This window comes from Streptomyces sp. NPDC031340 (assembly GCF_055569945.1).
In genome coordinates, this window is record NZ_JBVIIE010000091.1 from 1 (window position 1) to 25,018 (window position 25,018).

The window sequence follows — 25,018 nt, forward strand, 5'->3', positions numbered from 1 at the left end:
GCGGGGGGGTGGTTTCGTGTGTACGCGAGACCCTCCCCCCCCCCTGGCCGGCCCCCAGAGAAGGATGGGGTCGTGGGGGTGTGTGGCCCGCCCTGCGGGGGGGGGAACCCCCCCCCCCCCCGCCAGTCGGTGGGGGAGCGGGTCAGTACGCCCGGCCCCGCATGCGGCGCCACCACACCAGGCCGCCGCCGATCAGCAGGATCCCGGCCGCGCCCGCGCCCGCGGAGGCCGCGATCAGCGGGGTGTTGCCGAACCCGGTCGGCGAACCGGCCGGCTGCAGGGCGTCGCCGAGCTGGCTGCGGACGTCGTTGCCGCTGGTGACCCCCTTGGCGGTGGCCCCGCGCGAGCCGGCCGTCGGGTTGGCCAGGTACGGGAAGGAGTGGCCGAACTTCTTGTCGTTCGCGTCGACCGCGTCGCCCAGGTCGTTCTTCGCGCCGACCAGTTCGCCCTCGACGACCTGGAGCGCCTCGTCGATCACGTCGTCGGTGAGTCGGCGCCCGTTCGGGAAGCCCGCGTTGTCGCCGTCGAGGACGCCGAGCCGCTTGGGCTGAGCGGCCGGCTTGATCGAGGTGTTGAGGCGCAGTTGCTCCGAAGGGGTCACGTTCGGGGGCTGGTTGAGGCCCTCGACGCCCTTCAGGAAGACGTCGACCAGGTCGTTGCGCGGCTCGGCCGGCGCCTTGATCTTGTAGATCTGCTCGATGAGCTTGGGCAGTTCGGGGTTGGTGACGTTCTTCAGGAACTGGGCGTCGTACTGCGGCGAGGACGCGTTGAACCTGTCCTTGTCCTTCAGCGGGTTGACGACCTCGTTGACCAGCGGGTTGCCCAGGCGCGAGACCTGCTCGTAGTAGCCCCGCGCGTTCCTGCGCTGCGTCGTCGACCAGATGCCGACGACCGGCTGGTCCTTCGACTCCGTGATCATGTCGGTCGGCACCTGCAGGGCGATGGAGTTGACGTTGTAGCCCTTGAGGGTGTCCCGGCCGACCTCGGACAGGTTCCCGCCGTACAGCAAGTCGAAGACGCGCAGGTCCAGGAAGAACGGGTCGTCCGCCTGGCCGGCGAACGTCTGGGCTCCGCTGGAGAGCTTGTAGACCGCCTGCTGCCGCAGCTTGTTGTAGTCGGGCATCGACGCCTTGCCGACGTTCGACGGGGCCACCGGAACGTCGTCGGCGAGCTTCGTCTTCGCCGTCACCTTCTGGCCGTGCAGCTTGAACAGCTCGATGTCGTAGGTCTGGGTGATGTTCAGGTCGGGGTCGTCCAGGCTGGTGACCGCGCCTGTGTTGTAGAGGAAGGTGTTCTTGTTCTTCGTGTGCGTCCTGAAGGTGTAGCGGAGCAGCAGGTCGCTCTGCGCGTCGCCGTTGTTGTCGATGTGCAGGTCGTACTGGGCGTCCTCGGCGAAGGTGTAGAAGTTGGGGCCGCCGGCCGGGTCCTGGAAGGGGATCCAGTTGGCGATGATCGTCGTCGTGTCCGGCTTGTCCGGGCTCACGAACGCGTAGACGTCGGTGTTGTCGTACTGGGGCTGCCCCGAGATCAGCGGGGCCTCCCGGTGGCTGGAGGCGGAGGCCGCCCCGGGTTCCAGCGCGGTCACGCCGGCGGCTGCGAGCCCCCCGGCGGCCAGCGCACCACATATGAGGGTCGCGAGGCTCCCGCGTCCCGCACCGCTTCTGGAGATAGGTGTCATGCCGTCCGTCCTCAGTGCCAACTTGCCTGACGCACGGCCATTCGGAGCGGCCGCCGGGCCGGATTGGTCGGATCGAAAAAATTCTTTCCCGCCCGCTCGACCCGCGTTTTCGGCGGGCTGATCCGTAACACCGTCCGGAGGTGTGCGTTCGGTGCGAATGCCTGGTGTGACGGGACGGGGCCCCTGCGGCCGCCGAGAGGGGGACCGAGTGGAGGCGGACAAGCTCCTGGTGCTCGTGGCGGGCGGCGACCAGAGGGCCTTCGAGGATCTGTACGGTCTGGTGGCCGGCCCGGTGTTCGGGCTGGTGCGGCGCGTGGTGCGGGACCCGGCCCAGTCGGAGGAGGTGTCCCAGGAGGTGCTGCTCGAACTCTGGCGGTCCGCGGCGCGCTTCGACCCCGGCCGGGGCAGCGCGCTGTCGTGGATCCTCACGCTCGCCCACCGGCGCGCCGTCGACCGGGTGCGCAGCGCCCGCGCGGCCGGGGAGCGCGAACAGCGCGAGGCCCGGCGGGCCGACGGCCCCGCCTTCGACCACGTCGCCGAGGAGGTCGAGGCCGGCCTGGAGCGCGAATGGGTACGCCGCTGCCTGGGCCGCCTCACCGCCCTGCAACGCCAGTCCGTCACCCTCGCCTACTACGACGGCTACACCTACCGTGAAGTGGCCGAACGGCTGTCCCTGCCGCTCGGCACCGTCAAGACCCGTATGCGCGACGGACTCACCCGGCTGCGCGAGTGCCTGGGAGGTATGGCATGAGCCTCCTCGACCGCCTGCTGCGCCGCGAGGACGTCCACTCCCTCGCCGCCCCCTACGCGCTCGACGCCCTGGAGCCCGCCGAGCGCGTCCGCTTCGAGAAGCACCTGCGGACCTGCGGCGTCTGTTCCGCCGAGGTGCGGGCGCTGGCCGAGGACGCCGTCCGCCTCGCCTGGTCGGCGGCCGCCCCGCCGCCGGCCGCGCTGCGCGAAAGGGTGCTGGCCGCCGTGCGCGCCACCCCGCAGGAGTCCGCCCCGGCGCGGGAGCACGCGCCGCAGCTGCCGCCGCACGTCTGGGGCACGCAGCCGCCGCCGTCGCGCACCCGTGCGCCCCGTGAGCGCCGCCCCCTCTTCGTGCCGTTCGCCACGGCGACCGCCGCCGCGGCCCTCGTCGTCGCCTCGCTCTTCGCCGTCCAGGCCGACCGGACCCGCGAGCAACTGGACGCCGAGCGCGCCCAGAACCGTGAGATCGCCCACGTTCTGGCAGCTCCCGACGCCCGCTCGGCCGGCGACCGGGACGCCCGGGGCCGGAGCATCGCCGTCGTCGCCTCCGCCTCCGAGGGACGCGCGGTCGTGACCCTCAGCGGATACGGCGACCTGCCCGGCGGCCGGGTGCACCAGCTGTGGCTCATGCGCCCCGGTGCGCGGCCGCGCTCCCTAGGGCTGTTCCCCGGCGGCGACACGCCCTTGGTCGCGACCGGCCTCACCAGGTCGGCGACGTCACTCGCGGTGACCGTCGAGCCCGACGGCGGCTCACCGCAACCCACCGGTCAGCCTGTTGTCCAACTCGCCCTGAAAACTGTCGGATTCGGAGAGTAATGAAGGAGGGGTCGTCAACCTCCTTACGGGGAAGGTGAATCCTGTGACCGCGATACACGAGTGCCGCAAGGTGGCGATAGGGTTACCCTGCCCGGGCCGGGTGGACTCGTACGGGTGGGGAGTGACATGGAACAGATAACAGTGCGCAGCAGGGCGAGGGTCCCTGCGATCACCTGCGGGAGCAGTGCGACCAGTTCGCGTCTCGACCGCCATCTCTCGGTGCTGGCGGGACCCGCCGTCCCGCAGCGGGAGACGGCCGAGGCGACCTCGCTCATGCGTGAGCTCACCGCGCGTGACACCACGCACCAGCGCAGCGGCCGGGGCGCGCGTGTCCATCGCGTCTCGCTGTTCGCGCCGCTGCGCCGGCTGCGCCGCTCGCTGTTCGGGGGGCGCTGAACGACGCCTGCGTCCGGTCAGGCCGGCGCTCGGGCGGCCTGCCGCACCGGGGTGCGCCGCACCGGCCGTCCGTCATCCCCACGGCCCGCAGCGGCGCCCCGGCGCGCCTCCCGGGCGCGGGCGCGTCCCCCCGCCCGCGCCACGGCCCGTAGTACACCGGTCCCGTAGTACACCCGTTTTGTGGTTCACCCGTCCCGTGGCGCGCTACGTCCCGCAGCGCGCCCGTCACACCCGCTCCGCCGCTCCCGGTGCGTTCCACCCGCTCCGCACCCCGAGAGGCCGTCGACGAGTTCCAGCTCCCGCGTCCGCGAAAGTTCCCGGACCCGCGCGAGACCCCCCGTCCGCGCCAGGCCCCGCACCCGTGCGCGGGGCTAGATCAGCGCGAACTGGCCCTCCGGGCCTTCCTCGTGGTGGTCCAGGACCGACGCCGGCCTGCGGGCCGCCTCCGGTACGGGCAGCACTCCCGCCGCGGCGAGGTCGCTCGCGGTGACCGGGCTGGTGACCGTCAGCTCCCGCTGCCGTGACCGGACCTCCGCGACCAGGGCCAGCACCGTGATCAGTTCCAGCAGCTCCGACGTCCAGGTCTGCGGCCAGGCCGACGGGCGGATCGCCGCCAGCGTGCCCGGCTCCGGTTCGGCCGTCCTCGCCGTGAACCACTGCTCCAGCACCCGGACCCCGGCCACCTCGAAGTCCCAGGCGTCGGGCGGGACCGGCGAGACGCGGCCGCCGTCCAGGTGCAGCGTCTCTTCGTCGCGGTCGTAGTGCAGGGTGAGCGGGCGCGCCGGGAGCGGGGCCCGGACGTAGGGGCGGCGGCCGCCGGGCAGCTTCGGGCGTTCCCCGTCGCGGCGCATCAGCCACAGCAGGCGGCGTCCCGACTCGACGCCGTGCGCCCACACCTCGGGGTCGGCGGTGAGCGGAACGGCGCCGGCCGGGCCGGTCGTCGCCATGATCCAGGCCAGCACGTCGAGCGGCCGCGGGGTGTGCCCGAGCCGCGCGCCCAGGTGCTCCGCCAGGCCGGGCGCCAAATTGGGCTCGGCCCCGCCGGGGCGGCGGTACAGCGGGCGGACCCGGCCGGTGCGCAGCAGCGGCAGGCGGGACGTGGCGAGCAGGGGCGGCCCGTTGTCCGCGCCCGTCTCCACCGTGAAGACCTGGTGCTCGTCCGCCACCCGCCACAACTCCGGCCGGGCCGCGTCGATCAGCCGGTGGTCGGGGATCAGCCACTGCTCGTCGAAGGGCGCGCGCAGCACCCGTACCGGCTCCGCGCACGGGCCCGAGGCGCGGGCCAGCCGCCGCGTCCCGCCGGCCCGGCCCGGCAGCTGGCCGACCGCCGAGTTCAGCGTGCGGGAGCGGGTCGGCTGGAACAGGGCCTCCCGGTCAGGGCCGTCCGCCTTCAGCAGCGCGTCCCAACGGGCCTTCAGGGACGCCGCGTCGGGGGCCGCCGGCCACCCCCGGCCGAGCCGCGGCGGTGCGACGGACCACGGCATGAGGTCCGCCAGCGGCGGAGCGTCGTCATGCGTCACGCCGGTCATCGTACGGCGTGTCACGGACCGTCACCTCAGGTGGCGTCGAGCGTGACCGTGAAGGAGAAGCGGTCGCCGCGGTAGTGGATCACCGCCGCGTCCAGCACCCGGCCGTCCGCGTCGTAGGTCACGCCCGTGTAGTGCAGGATCGGGCTGAGCAGCGGCACTTCGAGCAGCCGCGCGGTCTCCGGGTCCGCCAGCCGCGCCTCCACGATGTCCGTGATGCGGCCGATGTCCGCCCCGACGACGTCCCGCAGCACCTTGGTCATCGGCCAGCGCACCAGGTCGGCCGGGTCGATGCGCGCGGCCAGTTCGGGACGGACGTAGTTGCGGGCGTGGTTGGTGGGCTCGCCGGTCTTCTCGTCGCAGCGCAGCCGGTGGTACGTCGCCACCTGCTGGAGGTCCGGGAAGTACTCGGCGACCTCGGCCGGCACCGCCGCCGCGCCGTGGTCCAGCAGTTCGGTCGCCATGCCGGACTGCTGGGCCACGATCGCGTCCACCGAGCCGAGCAGCCGCACCGGGGCGCCCCGGCGGGCGTCCGGCTCGATGAAGGTGCCGCGGCGGCGGTGGCGGGTGATCAGGCCCTCGTCCTCCAGCTCCTTCAGCGCCTGCCGCATGGTCAGCACGCTCACCCCGTAGTGCCCCGCCAGCTGTTCCTCGGTGGGCAGGCGCAGCGGGTCCTGGGGCGAGCGGCCGAGTATCGAGGCGCGCAGCGACTGCGACACCTGGTACCACAGCGGCAGCTTGCGGTTCAGGACGATCGAATCCGGGGCGAAGGAGGTCACGGGCCCATCCGTACCTGTCGGGGATCTTCAGTGCAAGGGGCGGAAGTGCCGCTCCAGTCCCTCCCACACGTCGTCGTAACGCCGCTGCAGGTGCTCGGCGCGGGCCGCCCGCTCGGTCAGCGTCACCGGCCAGCGGGTCTCGAACATGAACGCCAGGCCGTCGTCGACCTTCTGCGGCCGCAGCTCGGCGGCGCTCGCGCGGTCGAAGGTCTCCCGGTCCGGGCCGTGCGCCGACATCATGTTGTGCAGCGAGCCGCCCCCCGGCACGAAACCGCCCTCTCCGGCCGTCTTCGCGTCGTAGGCGCCCTCGATCAGGCCCATGTACTCGCTCATCACGTTCCGGTGGAAGTACGGCGGCCGGAAGGTGTCCTCGCCCACCAGCCAGCGAGGCGCGAACACCACGAAGTCGATGCCGGCCAGGCCCGGGGTGTCCGACGGGGACGTCAGCACCGTGAAGATCGACGGATCGGGGTGGTCGTAGGAGATCGAGCCGATGACGTTGAAGCGGCGCAGGTCGTAGACGTACGGCAGGTGGTTGCCGTGCCAGGCGACGACGTCCAGCGGGGAGTGGCCGTAGGTCGCCCGCCACAGGTTGCCGCAGAACTTGTTCACCACCTCCACCGGGCCCTCGACGTCCTCGTAGGCGGCCACCGGCGCGCGGAAGTCCCGTGCGTTGGCCAGACCGTTCGCGCCGATGGGACCGAGGTCGGGGAGGCGGAAGGGCGTCCCGTAGTTCTCGCACACATAGCCGCGGGCGACATCGTCCAGCAGCTCCACACGGAAGCGCACGCCGCGGGGGATCAGCGCGACCTCCGACGGTTCCACGTGCAGCAGCCCGAACTCCGTGCGCAGCAGCAGTCCGCCGCGCTCCGGCACGATCAGCAGCTCCCCGTCGGCGTCGCTGAAGACCCGCTCCATCGAGGCGTTCGCGTGGTAGATGTGCACGGCCATGCCGGCGCGCTGCGTCGCGTCGCCGTTGCCGCCCAGGGTCCACAGGCCCGCCAGGAAGTCGGTGCCCGCGGGCGGCTCGGGCAGCGGGTTCCAGCGCAGCCGGTTGGGGTCGGGCACCGACTCGGTGAAGGGCGCCGTACGGATCGCGCCGTTCTCCACGCGCTCGAACGCCGGATGGGCGGCCGACGGGCGGATCCGGTACAGCCAGGAACGGCGGTTGTGCGCCCGCGGCTCGGTGAACGCCGTGCCGCTGAGCTGCTCCGCGTACAGCCCGAGGGGGGCGCGCTGCGGCGCGTTGCGGCCCTCGGGCAGGGCGCCCGGCACCGCTTCGGAGCTGTGCTCGTTGCCGAAACCGGAGAGGTAGCTCAGCCCCTCCGCGGTCTTGCGCGCTCCTCCGCGCTCCAGCCCGCTCACGCGGGGGGCACCCCCATCGCTCATGATCGCTCCCTTGCGCTCTGATTCCTATGTATCACCGTAGGATTGAGGATTCGTGGCCGCAAGGGCCCCGGCCGGACCTCCCCACCAGGGAGGAATCAGAACCAGCCTTCAGGGGGATTCGGACGTCGGACCCGTGTTCTAGTCTCCGAACATGTCGTGGACACGGGGACTCTCAGCCGTGCTCGCGGTCTGCGTCCTGTCGCTGGCCGGAACCGCGGGCTGCGGCTCCGGCGGTGCGGACGGGGGCGGGCCGGGCGCGTCGGCCTCACCGGCCGGCCGGCTCCTCGACGACACCGACGAGCTGGGGCACCGCTACCGGGAGGTGGACGGCGAGGACGCGCCCGAGGTGGAGATCGAGGTGCAGCCGGACGCCGAGGACGCCTGGGACGTGCGCCTGACCGTCCACGGCTTCCGCTTCTCGCCCGCCGGCGCGAAGGCCGAGCCCGTGGCCGGGCGCGGCCTGGCGTACCTCTACGTCGACGGCCGGCTCGTCACACGCCTGCGCGTCCCCGCCCACCGGCTGCCCGCCCGTCTCGTCCCGCGCGGCACCCATCACGTCACCGCCCGCCTGTACGCCGACGACGGCACGGCGTGGGCGGTGGACGGCCGGCCCCTCGAGAGCACCGCCGACATCACGGCGTCCGGGGAGCGGCCGTCCCCGGACGGCGCGGCGGCCCCGGGGGCGTTGAGTGCATCGGGCACCGATCTCCGTACTGGGGGGCGAGGTTCACCGGACCGCGGCGGAAAGGCATCATGAAACCCGTGCCCCACGCGACTTCGCTTCGTCGTGCGCCCGTGCAGCGGCGCAGCGCCGAACGGCTCACCAGGATCCTCGACGCCTGCGCCGACCTCCTCGACGAGGTCGGCTACGACGCCCTGAGCACCCGGGCCGTGGCGCAGCGCGCGGGGGTCCCCATCGGCTCGGTCTACCGCTTCTTCGGCAACAAGCGCCAGATGGCCGACGCGCTCGCCCAGCGCAACCTCGAACGCTTCACCGAGCGCGTCACCGAACGGCTCCGCGGGGCCGGCGACTCCGGCGGCGACTCCGCTGACGGCGACTCCGGTGCGGGCGGCTGGCGCGCCGCGATGGAGGCCGTCCTGGACGAGTACCTGGCCATGAAGCGGACCGCGCCCGGCTTCTCCCTCGTCGACTTCGGCAACCAGATCCCGGTCGGCGTCCGCCAGGCCGAACCCAACCACCGCGTCGCCGACCGCCTCAGCGACCTGCTCTCCGGCTACCTCGCCCGGGAACCCGACGAGGACCTGCGCCGCGCCTTCCTGGTCGCCGTGGAGACCGCCGACACCCTCGTCCAACTGGCCTTCCGGATGGATCCGGAGGGCGACGAGAAGATCATCGCGGAGGCGCGGCGGCTGCTGCTGGCCTACCTGGCGGGCGTGCTGGACTGACGGCCGGAGGGCGTGACGGCGGCTCCGGGCGCGCGCGTTGGGGGCAGTGCCGGGCGTGCGTGAGGGCGGCGTCCGCGGCGCCGGCGCCCGTCGCCCGTGGGGCAGCGCCCGCACCGGCGCCGGCGCCGCTGCCGGTGCGGATTTCCGGTCGCTTCCCGCAGGGGGCTCCCCTCCATCCCTACCGGTCGGTATGCTCGCCCCGTACCCGAGCGTCACCGCCGCCGCCCTCCGGGAGGACCCGTGTCCCGCACCGCCCTGCGCATCTGCCCCCTCTGCGAGGCCACCTGCGGGCTGACCCTCACCATTGAGGGCACCCGGGTCACCGGCGCCCGCGGGGACCGCGACGACGTGTTCAGCAAGGGGTTCATCTGCCCCAAGGGCGCTGCCTTCGGCGCCGTCGACGGCGACCCCGACCGGCTGCGCACCCCGCTCGTGCGCCGCGACGGCGAACTGCGCGAGGCGACCTGGCAGGAGGCGTTCGACGCGGTCGCCGCGGGCATCCGGCCGGTCGTCGAGCGGTACGGGCCGCACGCCGTCGGCGTCGTCCTCGGCAACCCCAACGTCCACACCATGGCCGGCGGCCTCTACCCGCCGCTCCTGCTGGCCGGCCTGGGCACCCGCAGCCTCTTCACCGCCTCCACGGTCGACCAGATGCCCAAGCACGTCTCCAGCGGGCTGCTGTTCGGCGACGCGGGCGCCATTCCCGTACCGGACCTGGACCGCACCGACCACCTGCTGCTGATCGGCGCCAACCCGCTGGAGTCCAACGGCAGCCTGTGCACCGCCCCCGACTTCCCCGGCCGGCTCAAGGCGCTGAAGTCCCGCGGCGGCACCCTCACCGTCGTCGACCCGCGCCGCACCCGCACCGCCAAGCTCGCCGACCGGCACGTCGCCATCCGGCCCGGCGCCGACGCGCTGCTGCTCGCGGCCATGGCCCAGGTGCTGTTCGAGGAGGACCTCGCCGACCTCGGCGCCCTGGCGCCGCACGTCCAGGGCGTGGACGAACTCCGCGCCGCCCTCACGGACTTCACCCCCGACGCGGTCGCCGGCGCGTGCGACGTGGACGCCGGCACGATCCGCGCCCTCGCCCGCGAACTCGCCGCCGCCCCCACCGCCGCCGTCTACGGCCGCATCGGCAGCTGCACCGTCGCCTTCGGCACCCTCGCGAGCTGGCTCGTCGACGTCCTCAACGTCCTCACCGGCAACCTCGACCGCCCCGGCGGCGCCCTCTTCCCGCAGTCGGCCACCGACCGGACGCCGCGGCCCGCCGGACCCGGCCACGGTTTCCGGCTCGGCCGCTGGCACTCCCGGGTGAGCCGGCACCCCGAGGCGAAGGGCGAGCTGCCCCTCTCCGCGCTCGCCGAGGAGATCGACACCCTGACCGAGGAGGGCGAGCCGGTCCGGGCCCTCGTCGCCGTCGCCGCCAACCCGGTGCTGTCCGCACCCGACGGTGACCGCCTCGACAAGGCGCTGGGCTCCCTCGACTTCATGGTCAGCGTCGACCCCTACCTCAACGAGACCTCGCGCCACGCCCACGTCGTACTGCCGCCGCCCCCGCCCGCGCAGAGCCCGCACCACGACTTCGCCTTCAACGCCCTCGCCGTGCGCAACCAGGTCCGCTACACCCGCCCCGCGGTGGAGCTGGAGCCCGGCCGGATGGCCGAGACCGAGATCCTCGCCCGGCTGATCCTGGCCGTGACCGGCATGCACGGCGCCGACCCGGCCGCCGTCGACGACCTGGCCATCGGCCAGACCCTCGGCAGGGCGGTCCGCGAGGCGCACTCCCCGGTGCACGGCCGTGCCCCCGAGGAGCTCGCCGCGCTGCTCACCGGCGTCAGCGGCCCCGAACGGCGGCTCGACATGATGCTGCGCCTCGGCCCCTACGGCGACGGCTTCGGCGCACGGCCCGACGGGCTGAACCTCGAGCGGCTGCTAGAGCACCCGCACGGCATCGACCTCGGGCCGCTGCGGCCGCGCCTGCCGCAGCCGCTCAAGACCCCCTCCGGCAAGGTCGAACTGCTGCCCCGGCCGATCGCCGACGACCTGCCCCGGCTGCGGGCGGCGCTGCGCGATCGCCCGGCGGGACTGGTCCTCGTCGGCCGCCGCCACCTGCGCTCCAACAACAGCTGGATGCACAACGTCCCGGCCCTCACCGGCGGCTCAAACCGCTGCACCCTGCACATCAACCCGGAGGACGCCGAACGGCTCGGCGTGCGCGACGGGGTCGCCGTGCGCGTCACCGGCGCCGGGGGAGAGGTGACCGTACCCGCGGAGGTCACGGACGCCGTGCGGGTGGGCGTGGTCAGCCTGCCGCACGGCTGGGGCCACGACCGCCCCGGCACCCGGCTGGGTCACGCCTCCGCCGACCCCGGCGTCAACGTCAACCAGCTCCTCGACGGCAGTCTGCTCGACCCGCTGTCGGGCAACGCGGTGCTGAACGGGGTGCCCGTCGAGGTCGACGCGGCGCCGTGACCGGGGTCCCGGGGCCGTTCGCCCGGCGGTGAATGACACCGTCCGCTTTCTCACAGGCTGAACCGCGCCGTCCGAAGTCTTCCCCCGAGTGCGCACATTCCGTTAACTTCCGTGACCCACAGGCCTCGCACGACCCGTGCGAGGCGTTCGACCGCGGAGCACCAGCGCCCTAGTGAGCCCCCGGGGGCACCCTTCATGACACGCGCCATCTCCCTGCAGGACGTGAGCAAGACCTACACGCGCGGCCATCGCGTGGTTGACCGGATGTCGCTGGACATCGAGCCCGGTGAGTTCCTCGTGCTGCTCGGGCCGTCCGGCTGCGGCAAGTCCACCGTGCTGAGGATGATCGCCGGCCTGGAGGAGATCACCGACGGACGGCTGCTGCTGGACGACGAGTACGCCAACGACCTGCTGCCGGCCGAGCGGAACATGGCGATGGTGTTCCAGAACTTCGCCCTCTACCCGAACATGACCAGCCGCGGCAACATCGGCTTCCCGCTGCGCGTGGAGAACCCCGCCGCGGACCCCCGCCCGCGGGTGGACGCCACGGCCCGCATGCTGGGCATCGAGGACCTCCTCGACCGCTTCCCCAGCCAGCTCTCCGGCGGCGAACGCCAGCGCGTCGCCATGGGCCGGGCCATCGCCCGCCACCCCTCCGCCTTCCTGATGGACGAACCGCTGTCCAATCTCGACGCCAAGCTCCGCAACCACCTCAGGGCCGAGATCGCCAAGCTGACCCGGGACCTCGGCGTCACCACCGTGTACGTCACGCACGACCAGTCCGAGGCCATGTCGCTCGGCGACCGGGTCGCCGTCATGCGCGGCGGCGTGCTGCAGCAGGTTGGCACCCCGCGCACGGTGTACGCCCTGCCGCGCAACGTCTTCGTCGCCGCCTTCATCGGCACCCCGCGCATCAACCTGCTGCGCGGCGTGGTCCGTGCCCCGCTCGACGGCGCGATGACCATCAGCCTCGGCAAGCAGTTCCTGCGGCTGCCCGAACCGCTGTCCCTCGACCACCAGCTGCTCCGCGTCCAGCAGGGCCGGGAGGTGATCGTCGGCCTGCGCTCCGAGGCCGTCCGGATCGCCAAGCCCGCCTCCGCGCGGCCCGGCGAGGTGGCCCTCACCGGGCTGGTGGAGCACGTCGAGTTCCAGGGCCACGAGATCCTCGTCCACTTCGACACCGGCTCCCGGCCCGCCGTCGTGCCCGACCTGGAGGCCGCCCGTCCCGCAGGCCGCCCCGACCGGCGCCGTCGCCGCGAGGGCGGCCACACGGTCCTGCACCGCATCAAGGAGCGGGCGGGCTCCCTGCGCGCCGGTCCGGTGGTGGTCATGGACGACCCGGCGCAGGCCGTTCCCGAGCCCGCCGCGCCCGAGGGGCGGCTGCCCGGCGACCTGGTCGTCCGCACCACCCCCGACATCCAGCTCCGCCACGGCATGCAGGTCCCGCTGCTCGTCGACCTCGCCCACATGTTCGTCTTCGACCAGCACGGCGAACGCGTCAGCCCGGCTCCCGCGCGGCTGCCCGACCTGGACGCGTGAGGGCACGCCGGGTGTCTGATGTCATGCCGGGTGTCTGATGTCATGAGGTGCCCGGCACGTCTGGCGCCAGAAAACTAACGCCGCTAGTTTATGTGCCGGACGACGACGCACCACGCCGGGAGGACGCATGAAGGCACACGACGGCATGTACATCGACGGCGCCTGGCGCCCGCCCGCCGGCCGGGACACGATCGACGTCGTGAACCCGGCCGACGAGCAGGTCATCGGCCGCGTCCCCGCGGGCACCGCCGCGGACGTCGACGACGCCGTCCGGGCCGCCCGCGCCGCCCTCCCGGCCTGGGCGGCGACCGCGCCCGCCGAGCGGGCCGCCCGGCTGGCCGCTCTGCGGCACGTCCTGGCCGCCCGCAAGGACGAGATCGCCGAGACCGTCACCGCCGAACTCGGCTCGCCGCCGCAGTTCTCGCAGAGCGTGCACGCCGGCGTCCCCCTCGCGGTCGCGGGCTCCTACGCCGAGCTGGCGGCGACGTACTCCTTCGAGGAGAAGGTGGGCAACTCGGTCGTCCACCTGGAGCCGGTCGGCGTGGTCGGCGCGATCACGCCCTGGAACTACCCGCTGCACCAGATCGTCGCCAAGGCCGCCCCGGCGCTCGCGGCCGGCTGCACGATCGTCGTCAAGCCCGCCGAGGACACCCCGCTCGTCGCCCAGCTCTTCGCCGAGGCGGTGCACCAGGCGGGCCTCCCGGCGGGCGTCTTCAACCTGGTCACCGGCCTCGGCCCGGTCGCCGGCCAGGCCCTCGCCGAGCACCCGGGCGTCGACCTGGTCTCCTTCACCGGCTCCACGGCCGTCGGCCGGCTGATCGGCGCGACGGCGGGCGCCGCGGTCAAGAAGGTCGCCCTGGAACTGGGCGGCAAGTCCGCCAACGTCATCCTGCCGAGCGCCGACCTCGCCCGGGCGGTCGGCGTCGGGGTCGCCAACGTCATGTCCAACTCCGGCCAGACGTGCAGCGCCTGGACCCGGATGCTGGTGCACGCCTCGCGGTACGACGAGGCCGTCGAGCTGGCCGCGGCGGCCGCCGCCAAGTACGGCGACCGCATCGGCCCGGTGGTCAGCGCCAGGCAACAGGCGCGGGTGCGCGGCTACATCGAGAAGGGCGTCGCCGAGGGGGCGCGGCTCGTCGCCGGCGGCCCCGAAGCCCCGCGCGAACGGGGCTACTTCGTGGCCCCGACGGTCTTCGCCGACGTCACCCCGGACATGACGATCGCCCAGGAGGAGATCTTCGGCCCGGTCCTGTCGGTCCTGCGCTACGAGGACGAGGAGGACGCCCTGCGCATCGCCAACGGCACGGTCTACGGCCTCGCCGGCGCCGTGTGGGCCGGGGACGAGGCGGAGGCGGTCGCCTTCGCCCGCCGCATGGAGACCGGCCAGGTCGACATCAACGGCGGCCGCTTCAACCCGCTCGCCCCCTTCGGCGGCTACAAGCAGTCCGGGGTGGGCCGCGAACTGGGCGCCCACGGCCTGTCCGAGTACCTCCAGACCAAGTCCCTGCAGTTCTGAGGAGACGTCACATGGTTCGCGCCGCCGTCCTGCCCGCCGTGGGCGCTCCGCTGGAGATCACCGACATCGAGCTGCCCGACCCCGGGCCCGGTCAGGTCCGCGTCCGGCTCGCCGCCGCCGGGGTCTGCCACTCCGACCTGTCCCTGTCCGACGGCACCATGCGGGTTCCGGTCCCCGCGGTCCTCGGCCACGAGGGCGCGGGCACGGTCGTCGCCGTCGGCGAGGGCGTCGGCCACCTCGCACCGGGCGACCGCGTGGTCCTCAACTGGGCTCCCTCGTGCGGCACTTGCCACGCCTGTTCGCTCGGCGAGGTGTGGCTGTGCGTCAACGCGCTGGTCGGCGCCGCCGACGTGTACGCCCGCCGGGCCGCCGACGGCGCCGAACTGCACCCCGGCCTGAACGTCGCCGCGTTCGCCGAGGAGACGGTGGTCGCGGCCGCCTGCGCGCTGCCCCTGCCCGAGGGCGTCCCGCTCACCGACGCGGCCCTGCTGGGCTGTGCCGTCCTCACCGGCTACGGCGCCGTCCACCACGCGGCCCGGGTCCGCCCGGGGGAGACCGTGGCGGTGTACGGCGTCGGGGGAGTGGGCCTCGCCGCGCTCCAGGCCGCCCGCATCGCGGGCGCCGGACGGATCATCGCCGTCGACGTCTCCCCGCGGAAGGAGGAACTGGCGCGCGGCGCCGGGGCGACGGACTACCTGACCGCCTCGGAGAACACCGCCCGCGAGGTCCGCGCCCTCACCGGCCGGCAGGGCGTGGACGTGGCGATCGAGTGCGTGGGCCGTGCGGCCACCATCCGCACCGCCTGGGACTCCACCCGCCGCGGCGGCCGCACCACCGTGGTCGGCATCGGCGGCAAGGACCAGCAGGTCACCTTCAACGCCCTGGAGATCTTCCACTGGGGCAGGACCCTGGCCGGCTGCGTCTACGGCAACTGCGACCCGGCCGAGGACCTGCCGGTGCTCGCCGGCCACGTCCGGGCGGGCCGACTGGACCTGGGCGCACTGGTCACCGAGCGGATCGCCCTGGACGGCATCCCGGCGGCCTTCGAGAACATGCTGGCGGGCAAGGGCGGCCGGGCACTGGTGGTGTTCTGAACGCCTGCGTCCGGACGGGGCAGGGCGCGCTCAGTCCGACCCGGGGGTCTGTTCCGCGGCCTGTTCCGGTGCCCGTTCCGGGGCTCGCTCGGGTACCGGCTCGGGTACGGGCTCGGGTACGGGCTCCGGTACCGGTTCCGTGGCGGCGACGCGGGCGGTCCGTGCCCGGGAGCGGGACACCGCGACGCCCGCCAGGCACAGCGCCCCGCCCGCCAGGGTCAGCGGGCCCGGCACCTCGCCCAGCGTCAGCCAGGACATCAGCACCACCAGGGCGGGCACTGCGTACGTGGTCGCGCCCATGCGGCTGGCGGTCGTCCGGGCCAGGGCGTACGCCCAAGTGGTGAAGGCCAGCGCGGTCGGGAACACGCCCCGGTAGACCATGTCGAGGGTGGCCGACAGGGGCGCGTCGGCCGCCTCGCCGGCAAGCGACTTCGCCCCCGGCGCGCCGAGCCCCATCGTTCCCGCCTGCACGCCACAGCCCCCACGACCCCACCTCGGCCCACCGCCCCCGCGGGGGAGCCGCCGGAGGCCCGGCGGCCCGCAGTTGCCCGGCGAACGGCAGGCAGCCCACCGCCCCGATCAGGCACCCGAACATGGTCACCTGCAGCGCGCTCGCCCTGCCCAGGGCCGGCTTCTGTGCGACGACCCCGGCGGCGTAGCCGACCGCGGCGAGCAGGCACAACGCCACGCCGAGCACCGAGGAGCCGCCCCCGCCCGACATCGACAGGCCCACGGTCACCGCCCCGGCGAACGACACCGCCATCCCCGCCAGCAGCCGCGGTGGCATCGGGTCGCCGAGCAGCCGGGCGCCGAGCAGGGCGATGAGGAGCGGGCCGACGTTCACGACCAGGGCGGCGGTTCCGGCGTCCACCAGTCGCTCGCCCCAGTTCAGGACAACCATGCAGCAGCCGAACCACAGGGCCCCGGATATCGCGATCCCCCGCCAGGCCGACCGCGGCGGCAGCCCCTCCCGCCGGACCAGGCAGATCACCCCCAGCGTCAGCGAGCCGGCCAGCAGCCGTCCGAGCGCCAGCGCGCCGGGGGAGTAGGCGTCCCCCGCGCGGCGGATCGCGACGAAGGCGGAGGCCCACAGCACGACGGTCACCACGGCGGCACCGGCCGCGAGCAGCTCCGCCCGGCGGGCCGGTCGGTTCGGGAAGCGGTTCATCATGCCTCAGAGGCTAGGGAGGGAAGCGGGAAAGGGCTGGCGCATTTCGGACGCCCGGGTCACCGCAGGGTCCCCGGGGCGATGCCCAGCAGTTCGTGCAGGTCGGTCTCGCCCCGGGGCGTCAGCCGGAGGGCGCGTTCCGTGCCGATGCGCACGCACCAGCCGGTGTCCAGCGCGTGGCGGCACAGGGCCGCGCCGGCGGTGCCCGCGAGGTGGGGGCGGCGCTCGGTCCAGTCGAGGCAGGCGCGGGCCAGCGGGCGCCGTCCCCCGCGGTCGAGGGCGATGCCCGCCGCGTCGAACCAGGCGAGCCCGGCGTCCGTGAGCGCGAACCCGGTGTCCTGGCGGAGCAGTCCGCGGCCGGTCAGCGCGTCGGTGACCGCGATGCCGAGCCGTCCGGCGAGGTGGTCGTAGCAGGTGCGGGCGCGGGCCATCGCCGACCCGGCGCTCGACGCCCGCAGCCCGCGCGGCCGTGCCGCGGCGTCCGGGGCGAGCCGCGCGGCCAGGTCCTCCACCAGCTGGGCCGCGGTCGCGTCGGCCAGGCGCACGTACCGGTGCCGGCCCTGGCGTTCCTCGGCGAGCAGCCCGCCCGCGACGAGCTTGCCCAGGTGCTCGCTGAGTGTCGATGCGGCGACACCGGCGTGCCGCGCCAGCTCGCCCGCGGTCCACGCCCGCCCGTCGAGCAGTGCCAGCAGGCACGCGGCCCGCGTCTCGTCGGCGATCAGTCCCGCGAGCCGGGCCAGCCGCGGGGCCTGCGGTTCCTTGGAGGCCATGCGTCCCAGCATGCGGCACCGACGCTTCGGCGCCCGCCGAACCGTCCCGGCCGCCCGCCGCAACCGTCCCGGCCGGCCGCCGGGCAGGCCTACGCGGTCCGCCGGAGCTGCTCGTACTGCTGCGCCAGTCCGTCCAGCAGCGCCGTCAGGCCGGTCTCGAAGGCCCGCTCGTCGATCTTCTCCTGCTGCTCGGCGAGCAGGTGGGCCTGTCCGAGGTGGGGGTAGTCTGCGGGGTCGTAGGCGCTCGCGTCGTCCACGAACCCCCCGGCGAACGAGCCGAGCGCCGAGCCCATGACGAAGTAGCGCATCACCGCGCCGATGGACGTGGCCTGGGCGGGCGGCCAGCCCGCGCGGACCATCCCGCCGTAGACCGCGTCGGCGAGGCGCAGTCCGGCCGGGCGGCGGCCGGGGCCCTGGGCGAGGACGGGGACGATGTTCGGGTGGTCGCGCAGGGCGGCGCGGTAGGAGACGGCCCAGTCGTGCAGGGCGGTCCGCCACTCCCGCCCGTCCTCGAACATCGACAGGTCGACCTGCGCGCTCACCGAGTCGGCGACCGCCTCCAGGATGTCGTCCTTGGTGCGGAAGTGGTTGTACAACGAGGGCCCGCTGACGCCCAGTTCGGCGGCGAGCCGGCGCGTGGAGACGGCCGCCAGGCCCTCGGCGTCGACCAGCGCCCGTGCGGTCTCGACGATCCGGTCGGTGCTGAGAAGGGGCTTGCGCGGTCGGGCCATGGCGCACATAGTAGGGCTGCACTCGGAAACTAGCAGTGCTAATTTAAAGGTGTTCGTGGGGTGATCTCGTCGTGAATCTGGAGCTCAGCGAGGAGCAGGCCGCCGTCCAGCGGCTCGCCCGGGACTTCGTGGAGCGCGAGATCGCCCCCCATGCCGTCGCCTGGGACCGCGCCGAGGAGGTCGACCGGGGCATCGTGAAGAAACTCGGCGAGGTCGGCTTCCTGGGGCTGACCGTCGACGAGGAGTACGGCGGCTCCGGCGGCGACCACCTCTCCTACTGCCTGGTGACGGAGGAGCTCGGGCGCGGCGACTCCTCCGTGCGCGGCATCGTCTCCGTCTCGCTCGGCCTGGTCGCCAAGACCGTCGCCGCCTGGGGGAGCGAGGAGCAGAAGCGGCGCTGGCTGCCGGGCCTGACCTCCGGCATGTACGTCGGCTGCTTCGGCCTGACCGAGCCGGGCACCGGATCCGACGCCGGCAACCTCGCCACCCGGGCGGTGCGCGACGGCGACGACTACGTCGTCAACGGCACCAAGATGTTCATCACCAACGGCACCTGGGCCGACGTCGTGCTGCTGTTCGCGCGCTCCACCGACGCCCCCGGCCACAAGGGCGTCTCCGCCTTCCTGGTCCCGGCCGACACCCCCGGGCTCACCCGCCGCACCCTGCACGGCAAGCTCGGCCTGCGCGGCCAGGCCACCGCCGAACTGGTCCTCGAGGACGTGCGGGTCCCGGCCTCCGCGATGTTGGGCGAGGAGGGCAAGGGCTTCTCCGTCGCCATGTCCGCCCTCGCCAAGGGCCGGATGTCGGTCGCGGCGGGCTGCGTCGGCATAGCCCAGGCCGCGCTCGACGCGGCCGTGCGGTACGCGGGTGAGCGCGAGCAGTTCGGCAGGCCCATCGCCCACCACCAGCTGGTGCAGGAACTGATCAGCGACATCGCCGTCGACGTGGACGCGGCCCGCCTGCTGACCTGGCGGGTGGCCGACCTGATCGACCGCGGCCTGCCCTTCGCCGTCGAGGCGTCCAAGGCCAAGCTCTTCGCCTCCGAGGCCGCCGTGCGCGCCGCCAACAACGCCCTGCAGGTGTTCGGCGGCTACGGCTACATCGACGAGTACCCGGCCGGCAAACTGCTGCGCGACGCACGCGTGATGACCCTCTACGAGGGGACCAGCCAGATCCAGAAGCTCCTCATCGGCCGCGCCCTGACGGGGGTCTCGGCGTTCTGACCGCGCCCGTCGCCATGACCGCCGTCCCGCTGTGAGCGGGCACGCTAAGCGCCCGCTCACCTGGAGCGGTATGGTGTACACCCTGGTCGGGCAGAGGGTGTGGCGAGAGGGGCTGGCGAGCGATGAGTACGGCGGAGGAGACGGCCGGCGGCGAAGTGCAGCCGTGGGGCGAGGTCACGCCCGACGCGGCCCGGCGGCTGCTGATCGCCGCCGTGGAGGCCTTCGCCGAGCGCGGCTACCACGCGACGACGACGCGCGACATCGCGGGCCGCGCCGGAATGAGCCCGGCCGCCCTCTACATCCACTACAAGACCAAGGAGGAACTCCTCCACCGCATCAGCAGGATCGGCCACGAGAAGGCCGTCGAGATCCTGCGCACGGCCGCGCGGCGCGAGGGTACTCCCACCGAGCGGCTGGCCGACGCGGTGAGCTCCTTCGTCCGCTGGCACGCGGGCCAGCGCACCACGGCCCGCGTCGTGCAGTACGAACTCGACTCGCTCGGCCCGGACGCCCGCGCCGAGATCCTCGGGCTGCGCCGCCAGGCCGACGCCGAGGTGCGCGGGATCATCGAAGAGGGCGTGGCGACGGGCGAGTTCGACGCCTTGGACGTGCACGGCACCACTCTCGCCGTGCTGTCCCTGTGCATCGACGTCGCCCGCTGGTTCAACGTCGGCGGCCCCTACACCCCCGACGAGGTCGGCGCGCTGTACGCCGACCTCGTGCTGCGGATGGCGGGGGTCAGGCGGTAGCACCCGGCACTTCGCCCGGCCTGTTCAGAGGTAGTACCGCGCGACGGACTCCGCGACGCACACCGGCTTGTCGCCGCCCTCGCGCTCAACCGTGAAGGCCACGGCCACCTGCACCCCGCCCGGCACGTCCTCTACGCCGGTGATCCGCGCGGTGGCGCGCAGCCGCGAGCCGACCGGGACGGGGGCGGGGAAACGGACCTTGTTGGTGCCGTAGTTGACGCCCATCTTCACGTTCTCGACCGTCATCAGCTGCGGCCCGAACAGCGGCAGCAGTGACAGGGTCAGATAGCCGTGCGCGATGGTCGTCCCGAACGGGCCCGCGGCCGCCTTCTCCGGGTCCACGTGGATCCACTGGTGGTCGCCGGTGGCCTCCGCGAACAGGTCGATCCGCTTCTGGTCGACCTCCAGCCAGTCGGTGTACCCCAGCTGCTCGCCCACCGCCGCCTTCAGCTCCTCGGCGGACGTGAAGATCCTCGGCTCTGCCATGTCCCGGCCTCCCATGTGCCTATATCTCTAAGCGACTGCTTAGCATGGTCGGGTCGGGGAACAAAGTCAACGCACGGCGGCCCATCGCGGGTGGGTAGTCTTCGAGGGGTGCCCCAGATTCCCGAGAAGATCCACGAACTCACGGTCGGCCAGCTCGCCGCCCGCAGCGGCGCGGCCGTCTCCGCCCTGCACTTCTACGAGTCCAAGGGCCTGATCGGCAGCCGCCGTACCCCGGGCAACCAGCGCCGCTACAGCCGTGACACGCTGCGCCGCGTCGCCTTCATCCGCGCCGCCCAGCGCGTCGGCATACCGCTCGCCACGATCCGCGAGGCACTCGCCGAACTGCCCGAGGAGCGCACCCCCACCCGGGAGGACTGGGCCCGCCTCTCCGAAACCTGGCGCTCCGAGCTCGACGAGCGCATCAAGCAGCTCAACCGGCTGCGCGACCACCTCACCGACTGCATCGGCTGCGGCTGCCTGTCCCTGGACTCGTGCGTCCTGTCCAACCCGGACGACGTCTTCGGCGAACGGCAGACGGGCTCCCGGCTCCTGGTGGAGCGTCCGGGCGTGCCCGGGGGCGAGAGCCGCACACCGGGCAGGGAGCGGCCGAGCCGCCGCTGAGCGGCGTTCCCGGCATCCGGCAGCGCATCGGGCGGCCGGTCGCCCGCCGGCGCAGGCGGCGTCGCGGGAGGGTCACGCGAACCGTGACCATGACCGATCCGCGGCTGATCCGCGGTCGGTCCGCGGCGGGCCGTCGGCGGCCGTGGACGCGGTGAACAGGGGTGCGGCATCCCCGGCGCACCCCCGCCGTGCTCAGGCCGACACGAGCAGCCTTCCGCGCCGTGCGTCCGCCAGGGCCTCGGGCGTGAGCACGGGCCGTGGCACCAGAATTCCGCAGTGTGCGCACACCGGACCCGACGAGGGTTCGTGGTCCAGGTCGTACCGCCAGACCAGACGCTCCCCGCCGCACACCGGGCACTCCGCTCCCGGCTCGCGCTCCAGGGCCGCGATCAGCCGGCGCAGTACCTCCGCCAGCGGTTCACGTGGGTGCACCCCCGGGTCGTCGCACCAGGCCACGCCGAAACCACCCCAGGTCAGCCGGTGCCAGTCGTCCACGCTGCCCGGCCTGCGCAGCCCGTCGTGCTTCTCCTTCCTGCGCCGCTCGGCGAACTCCGTCTCGTACGCCAGCCAGACCGAACGCGCCTCCTCCAACTCCTCCAGCGCGGCCACGAGCCGCGCCGGATCGGGGGAACGGTCCTCCGGACCGAACCCCGCCCGGGAGCACAAATGGTCCCAGGTCGCCCTGTGCCCGTAAGGAGCGAACCGCTCCAGGCACTTGCGCAGTGAGTAGCGCCGCAGTGCCAGATCGCACCGCGGGTCGCGGACCTGTCTCGCCAGACTCCGGAAACCGGCCATCGCCCTGCACCTCCGTCACACCTGCACCTGTACTTCGGTCACCTCGGCGTCGTCGTTCGGACGTCGCCGAATGGACGTATCGACAAGCGATTCGGCTCCCTCCGTTTTCCGATGACCTCCATCACCCGTCGCGTCGACTTCAAAAAGTGACGCATGTTCATCTTCACTCCCGGGGATACCGGCGGTAACGTCCCGGCTCACCCCTCGTCGGTAGGAGCTGCCATGCCACGGCGTACCCCACGCAACGTTCTCGACAGACTGAGAACTCCCCGCAGGTTCCCCGGGTTCCTGAAGAGCGCTGCCGTATGCGCCCTGATTGCCGGACTTTTGACACCGCTTTCCCAAGCCGCGGTGGCCGCCACGGACGCGACGGCGTCCAACGACTACTGCGGCGGCCAGTGTTCCGACATCCTGCCGCCCGGTGAGAACGGCAACGCGACACTCGCACAGATCCTGCTCAACCAGGCCTTCGGCACCCAGCCCTCGCACGCCGAGGACCAGCTCGGCCCGTACGCCAACCTGGCCACCGGCTATTCGGCGCTCACCACCGACAAGATCAACACGTTCTTCAACGACGCGTCGTTCGGGGTCGCCTCCGACCAGGTCGCCTCCACCGAGAAGCCCGCCGGCCGCAGCGACGTGACCATCGTCCGCGACAAGAAGACCGGTGTGCCGCACATCACCGGCACCACCCGCTACGGCACCGAGTTCGGCGTCGGTTACGCCGCCGCCGAGGACCGGCTGTGGCTGATGGACGTCTTCCGGCACGTCGGACGCGGCCAGCTGACCACGTTCGCCGGCGGCGCCGCCTCCAACCAGGGCCTGGAGCAGGAGTTCTGGCGCAACGCCCCCTACACCGAGGCCGATCTGCAGGCCCAGATCGACAACGCCATCGCCAGCAACGGCGCCCGCGGCCAGCAGGCCCTCGCCGACGCCAACGCCTACCTCGCGGGCATCAACGCCTACATCGACGCCTCCGACAGCGGCCGTTACTTCCCCGGCGAGTACGTCCTGACCGGCCACAAGGACTCGATCACCAACGCCGGCACCATCGAGCACTTCAAGATCACCGACCTGGTGGCGCTGGGCTCCGTCATCGGCTCGCTGTTCGGCTCCGGCGGCGGCGGTGAGGTGAACAACGCGATATCGCTGCTCGCCGCCCAGGCCAAGTACGGCGTGGCGGAGGGCACCAAGGTCTGGGAGTCCTTCCGCGAGCGCAACGACCCCGAGGCCGTCCTCACCGTCCACGACGGCCAGAGCTTCCCCTACGCGAACAAGCCCGACGACCCGCAGGGCGAGGCGCTGCCCGACGCGGGCTCGGTGACCCAGGAGCCGCTGGTCTACGACCGCACCGGCAGCGCGGCGACCACCAGCGCCACCACCGCCTCCGCCACCGCGACGAAGACGACGCTCAGCTCCGCCAAGCGCGGCATGTCCAACGCCCTGGTGGTCAGCGGCAAGCACACCGCCAGCGGCCACCCGGTCGCCGTGTTCGGCCCGCAGACCGGCTACTTCGCCCCGCAGCTGCTGATGCTGCAGGAGATCCAGGGCCCGGGCATCAGCGCCCGCGGCGCATCCTTCGCCGGCCTGAGCATGTACGTCGAACTCGGCCGCGGCCAGGACTACTCGTGGAGCGCCACGACCTCCGGCCAGGACATCATCGACACCTACGCCGTCGAGCTGTGCCAGGACGACTACCACTACCTGTACCACGGCACCTGCACGGCCATGGACAAGGTCGAGCAGAAGAACGCCTGGACGCCGACCACCGCGGACGGCACCGCGGCGGGCTCATACACGATGCGGGTGTGGCGCACGAAGTACGGGCCGGTGCAGTACCGGGCGACCGTCGGCGGCAAGAAGGTCGCCTACACCACCCTGCGCTCGTCCTACCTGCACGAGGCCGACTCGATCATCGGCTTCCAGATGCTGAACGACCCGGACTACGTCAACAGCCCGCAGACCTTCCAGAGCGCGGTCCAGCACATCAACTTCACCTTCAACTGGTTCTACGCCGACTCCCAGCACACCGCGTACTACAACAGCGGCGACAACCCGCAGCGCGCGAGCGGCGTCGACGCCGAGTTCCCGGTGTGGGCCCAGGCGGCGTACGAGTGGAAGAACTGGGACCCGGCGACCAACACCGCCTCCTACACCCCGGCCTCCGCGCACCCCAACTCCATCGACCAGGACTACTACATCTCCTGGAACAACAAGCAGGCCAAGGACTACACGACCGCGCCCTGGGGCGACGGCTCCGTGCACCGCGGCAACCTGCTGGAGGACCGGGTCAAGAAGCTGGTCGCCGCGGGCGGGGTGACGCGGGTCGCGCTGGTGAAGGCGATGGCGGACGCGGGCCTCGCCGACCTCAGGGCCGAGGACGTGCTGCCCGACCTGCTCAAGGTGGTCAACAGCTCGACCGTCACCGACTCCACGGCCGCGGCGGCCGTCAGCAAGCTGCAGGCGTGGCTGACCGCGGGCGCCAAGCGGACGGAGACCTCGGCCGGTTCCAAGACGTACGCGAACGCGGACGCCATCCGGATCCTGGACGCCTGGTGGCCGCTGCTGGTGAAGGCCGAGTTCGAGCCCGGACTCGGCAGCGACCTGTACGCGGCCTTCGGCAACAACCTGCCCATCGACGAGGCGCCGTCGGCCGGGCACGGCCCGACCGGCTCGCACGCGGGCAGCTCCTTCCAGTACGGCTGGTGGAGCTACGTCGACAAGGACATCCGGGCGGTGCTCGGTGAGTCCGTGCAGGGCCCGCTGGCGCGACAGTACTGCGGCGGCGGCAGCCTGAGCTCCTGCCGGGACATCCTGATCAGCACGCTGAAGACGGCGGCCGGCATGACGGCGTCCCAGGTCTACCCCGGCGACGACCAGTGCTCGGCGGGCGACCAGTGGTGTGCCGACTCGATCGTCCAGCGCACCCTCGGCGGCATCAAGCACGGCAAGATCAGCTGGCAGAACCGGCCGACGTTCCAGCAGGTGGTGGAGTACACGTCGCACCGGTGAACCCACCTGGGCGGGGGGGGGGGGGGGGGGGGGTGGGGGGGGGGGGGGGGGGGGGAAGGGGGGGGGGGGGGGGGGGGGGGGGGGGGGGGGGGGGGGGGGTA

21 protein-coding genes and 2 pseudogenes are annotated in these 25,018 nt (G+C 73.1%); 13 read left to right on the forward strand and 10 right to left on the reverse strand.

Annotation, left to right across the window (positions count from 1 at the left end; genetic code table 11):
* Positions 1–142: 142 nt before the first annotated feature.
* Positions 143–1,678 carry a DUF4331 domain-containing protein gene (locus tag ACZ5GT_RS38975; RefSeq protein WP_469036172.1) on the reverse strand — a complete coding sequence of 512 codons (1,536 nt, stop codon included), beginning with the start codon at positions 1,676–1,678 and terminating at the stop codon, positions 143–145.
* 208 nt (positions 1,679–1,886) lie between these two features.
* On the opposite strand from ACZ5GT_RS38975, the gene ACZ5GT_RS38980 reads away from it, so the two are divergent.
* The 3 genes from ACZ5GT_RS38980 to ACZ5GT_RS38990 all read left to right on the forward strand — a co-directional run bounded on the left by ACZ5GT_RS38980 (position 1,887) and on the right by ACZ5GT_RS38990 (position 3,640).
* Complete coding sequence (locus tag ACZ5GT_RS38980) at positions 1,887–2,429, forward strand: sigma-70 family RNA polymerase sigma factor (RefSeq protein WP_469036174.1); 543 nt, start codon at positions 1,887–1,889, stop codon at positions 2,427–2,429.
* Positions 2,426–3,244, forward strand: coding sequence for an anti-sigma factor (locus ACZ5GT_RS38985; protein WP_469036176.1), 819 nt, complete (start codon positions 2,426–2,428; stop codon positions 3,242–3,244). The genes ACZ5GT_RS38980 and ACZ5GT_RS38985 overlap by 4 nt, the downstream gene beginning before the upstream one ends.
* Before the next feature lie 126 nt (positions 3,245–3,370).
* Positions 3,371–3,640, forward strand: coding sequence for a hypothetical protein (locus tag ACZ5GT_RS38990; protein WP_360757963.1), 270 nt, complete (start codon positions 3,371–3,373; stop codon positions 3,638–3,640).
* 371 nt (positions 3,641–4,011) lie between these two features.
* On the opposite strand, the gene ACZ5GT_RS38995 is transcribed toward ACZ5GT_RS38990, so the two are convergent.
* The 3 genes from ACZ5GT_RS38995 to hmgA are packed head-to-tail and all read right to left on the reverse strand — an operon-like array spanning position 4,012 to position 7,334.
* A complete protein-coding gene (locus tag ACZ5GT_RS38995) occupies positions 4,012–5,169 on the reverse strand; it encodes a type ISP restriction/modification enzyme (RefSeq protein ID WP_469036215.1) in 1,158 nt (385 codons plus the stop codon).
* Positions 5,170–5,195: 26 nt separating this feature from the next.
* Entirely contained in the window at positions 5,196–5,945 is a 750-nt protein-coding gene (locus ACZ5GT_RS39000; RefSeq protein ID WP_469036178.1) for a GntR family transcriptional regulator, read from the reverse strand.
* 27 nt (positions 5,946–5,972) lie between these two features.
* On the reverse strand, positions 5,973–7,334 hold the full coding sequence (gene hmgA, locus ACZ5GT_RS39005) for a homogentisate 1,2-dioxygenase (RefSeq protein WP_469036180.1): 1,362 nt from the start codon (positions 7,332–7,334) through the stop codon (positions 5,973–5,975).
* A gap of 151 nt (positions 7,335–7,485) precedes the next feature.
* Here hmgA and ACZ5GT_RS39010 point away from each other — a divergent pair, with 151 nt between their 5' ends.
* The 6 genes from ACZ5GT_RS39010 to ACZ5GT_RS39035 all read left to right on the forward strand — a co-directional run bounded on the left by ACZ5GT_RS39010 (position 7,486) and on the right by ACZ5GT_RS39035 (position 15,362).
* On the forward strand, positions 7,486–8,091 hold the full coding sequence (locus tag ACZ5GT_RS39010) for a hypothetical protein (RefSeq protein WP_469036182.1): 606 nt from the start codon (positions 7,486–7,488) through the stop codon (positions 8,089–8,091).
* Positions 8,088–8,741 carry a TetR/AcrR family transcriptional regulator gene (locus ACZ5GT_RS39015; RefSeq protein ID WP_469036184.1) on the forward strand — a complete coding sequence of 218 codons (654 nt, stop codon included), beginning with the start codon at positions 8,088–8,090 and terminating at the stop codon, positions 8,739–8,741. Before ACZ5GT_RS39010 ends, ACZ5GT_RS39015 begins: the two co-directional genes overlap by 4 nt.
* A 240-nt stretch (positions 8,742–8,981) precedes the next feature.
* Positions 8,982–11,213: a molybdopterin oxidoreductase family protein gene (locus ACZ5GT_RS39020; RefSeq protein ID WP_469036187.1), complete on the forward strand. Its 2,232-nt coding sequence runs from the start codon at positions 8,982–8,984 to the stop codon at positions 11,211–11,213.
* Positions 11,214–11,408: 195 nt separating this feature from the next.
* On the forward strand, positions 11,409–12,752 hold the full coding sequence (locus ACZ5GT_RS39025) for an ABC transporter ATP-binding protein (RefSeq protein WP_469036188.1): 1,344 nt from the start codon (positions 11,409–11,411) through the stop codon (positions 12,750–12,752).
* A 127-nt stretch (positions 12,753–12,879) separates the two neighbouring features.
* Complete coding sequence (locus ACZ5GT_RS39030; RefSeq protein WP_469036190.1) at positions 12,880–14,268, forward strand: aldehyde dehydrogenase family protein; 1,389 nt, start codon at positions 12,880–12,882, stop codon at positions 14,266–14,268.
* An 11-nt stretch (positions 14,269–14,279) separates the two neighbouring features.
* On the forward strand, positions 14,280–15,362 hold the full coding sequence (locus tag ACZ5GT_RS39035) for a Zn-dependent alcohol dehydrogenase (protein ID WP_469036192.1): 1,083 nt from the start codon (positions 14,280–14,282) through the stop codon (positions 15,360–15,362).
* Between the two features lie 30 nt (positions 15,363–15,392).
* On the opposite strand, the pseudogene ACZ5GT_RS39040 reads toward ACZ5GT_RS39035, so the two are convergent.
* The 4 genes and pseudogenes from ACZ5GT_RS39040 to ACZ5GT_RS39055 form a co-directional block, all read right to left on the reverse strand.
* Positions 15,393–15,788 (reverse strand): annotated as a pseudogene (locus tag ACZ5GT_RS39040) (DMT family transporter); the annotation flags it as partial.
* Positions 15,789–15,906: 118 nt separating this feature from the next.
* Positions 15,907–16,533: pseudogene (locus tag ACZ5GT_RS39045) on the reverse strand (DMT family transporter); the annotation flags it as partial.
* A 56-nt stretch (positions 16,534–16,589) separates the two neighbouring features.
* Positions 16,590–17,312 carry an ArsR/SmtB family transcription factor gene (locus ACZ5GT_RS39050; RefSeq protein ID WP_469036195.1) on the reverse strand — a complete coding sequence of 241 codons (723 nt, stop codon included), beginning with the start codon at positions 17,310–17,312 and terminating at the stop codon, positions 16,590–16,592.
* Positions 17,313–17,389: 77 nt separating this feature from the next.
* Positions 17,390–18,031, reverse strand: a complete 642-nt coding sequence (locus ACZ5GT_RS39055) for a TetR/AcrR family transcriptional regulator (protein ID WP_469036197.1) — start codon at positions 18,029–18,031, stop codon at positions 17,390–17,392.
* Between the two features lie 71 nt (positions 18,032–18,102).
* Between ACZ5GT_RS39055 and ACZ5GT_RS39060 the strand changes: the two genes are divergently transcribed.
* Both ACZ5GT_RS39060 and ACZ5GT_RS39065 read left to right on the forward strand, forming a co-directional pair.
* Positions 18,103–19,254: an acyl-CoA dehydrogenase family protein gene (locus ACZ5GT_RS39060; RefSeq protein ID WP_469036200.1), complete on the forward strand. Its 1,152-nt coding sequence runs from the start codon at positions 18,103–18,105 to the stop codon at positions 19,252–19,254.
* Positions 19,255–19,376: 122 nt separating this feature from the next.
* Positions 19,377–20,003, forward strand: coding sequence for a TetR family transcriptional regulator (locus tag ACZ5GT_RS39065; RefSeq protein ID WP_469036204.1), 627 nt, complete (start codon positions 19,377–19,379; stop codon positions 20,001–20,003).
* Positions 20,004–20,027: 24 nt separating this feature from the next.
* Here the strand turns inward: ACZ5GT_RS39065 and ACZ5GT_RS39070 are convergent, their stop codons facing one another.
* A complete protein-coding gene (locus tag ACZ5GT_RS39070) occupies positions 20,028–20,489 on the reverse strand; it encodes a MaoC family dehydratase (protein WP_469036206.1) in 462 nt (153 codons plus the stop codon).
* Between the two features lie 108 nt (positions 20,490–20,597).
* Here ACZ5GT_RS39070 and soxR point away from each other — a divergent pair, with 108 nt between their 5' ends.
* Entirely contained in the window at positions 20,598–21,110 is a 513-nt protein-coding gene (gene soxR / locus ACZ5GT_RS39075; RefSeq protein ID WP_469036208.1) for a redox-sensitive transcriptional activator SoxR, read from the forward strand.
* A 192-nt stretch (positions 21,111–21,302) separates the two neighbouring features.
* Here soxR and ACZ5GT_RS39080 read toward each other — a convergent pair whose 3' ends face one another.
* A complete protein-coding gene (locus ACZ5GT_RS39080) occupies positions 21,303–21,905 on the reverse strand; it encodes a hypothetical protein (protein ID WP_469036210.1) in 603 nt (200 codons plus the stop codon).
* 222 nt (positions 21,906–22,127) lie between these two features.
* Between ACZ5GT_RS39080 and ACZ5GT_RS39085 the strand changes: the two genes are divergently transcribed.
* Positions 22,128–24,917 carry a penicillin acylase family protein gene (locus tag ACZ5GT_RS39085; RefSeq protein ID WP_469036213.1) on the forward strand — a complete coding sequence of 930 codons (2,790 nt, stop codon included), beginning with the start codon at positions 22,128–22,130 and terminating at the stop codon, positions 24,915–24,917.
* Positions 24,918–25,018 lie beyond the last annotated feature (101 nt).

Excerpts from the sequence above, each read along its gene's own strand:
- ACZ5GT_RS38975 (WP_469036172.1), bottom strand. The coding sequence starts at position 1,678 with ATGACACCTATCTCCAGAAGCGGTGCGGGACGCGGGAGCCTCGCGACC.
- ACZ5GT_RS38985 (WP_469036176.1), top strand. The coding sequence starts at position 2,426 with ATGAGCCTCCTCGACCGCCTGCTGCGCCGCGAGGACGTCCACTCCCTC.
- ACZ5GT_RS38990 (WP_360757963.1), top strand. The coding sequence starts at position 3,371 with ATGGAACAGATAACAGTGCGCAGCAGGGCGAGGGTCCCTGCGATCACC.
- ACZ5GT_RS38995 (WP_469036215.1), bottom strand. The coding sequence starts at position 5,169 with ATGACCGGCGTGACGCATGACGACGCTCCGCCGCTGGCGGACCTCATG.
- hmgA (WP_469036180.1), bottom strand. The coding sequence starts at position 7,334 with ATGAGCGATGGGGGTGCCCCCCGCGTGAGCGGGCTGGAGCGCGGAGGA.
- ACZ5GT_RS39010 (WP_469036182.1), top strand. The coding sequence starts at position 7,486 with ATGTCGTGGACACGGGGACTCTCAGCCGTGCTCGCGGTCTGCGTCCTG.
- ACZ5GT_RS39015 (WP_469036184.1), top strand. The coding sequence starts at position 8,088 with ATGAAACCCGTGCCCCACGCGACTTCGCTTCGTCGTGCGCCCGTGCAG.
- ACZ5GT_RS39025 (WP_469036188.1), top strand. The coding sequence starts at position 11,409 with ATGACACGCGCCATCTCCCTGCAGGACGTGAGCAAGACCTACACGCGC.
- ACZ5GT_RS39030 (WP_469036190.1), top strand. The coding sequence starts at position 12,880 with ATGAAGGCACACGACGGCATGTACATCGACGGCGCCTGGCGCCCGCCC.
- ACZ5GT_RS39035 (WP_469036192.1), top strand. The coding sequence starts at position 14,280 with ATGGTTCGCGCCGCCGTCCTGCCCGCCGTGGGCGCTCCGCTGGAGATC.
- ACZ5GT_RS39050 (WP_469036195.1), bottom strand. The coding sequence starts at position 17,312 with ATGCTGGGACGCATGGCCTCCAAGGAACCGCAGGCCCCGCGGCTGGCC.
- ACZ5GT_RS39055 (WP_469036197.1), bottom strand. The coding sequence starts at position 18,031 with ATGGCCCGACCGCGCAAGCCCCTTCTCAGCACCGACCGGATCGTCGAG.
- ACZ5GT_RS39065 (WP_469036204.1), top strand. The coding sequence starts at position 19,377 with ATGAGTACGGCGGAGGAGACGGCCGGCGGCGAAGTGCAGCCGTGGGGC.
- ACZ5GT_RS39070 (WP_469036206.1), bottom strand. The coding sequence starts at position 20,489 with ATGGCAGAGCCGAGGATCTTCACGTCCGCCGAGGAGCTGAAGGCGGCG.
- ACZ5GT_RS39080 (WP_469036210.1), bottom strand. The coding sequence starts at position 21,905 with ATGGCCGGTTTCCGGAGTCTGGCGAGACAGGTCCGCGACCCGCGGTGC.
- ACZ5GT_RS39085 (WP_469036213.1), top strand. The coding sequence starts at position 22,128 with ATGCCACGGCGTACCCCACGCAACGTTCTCGACAGACTGAGAACTCCC.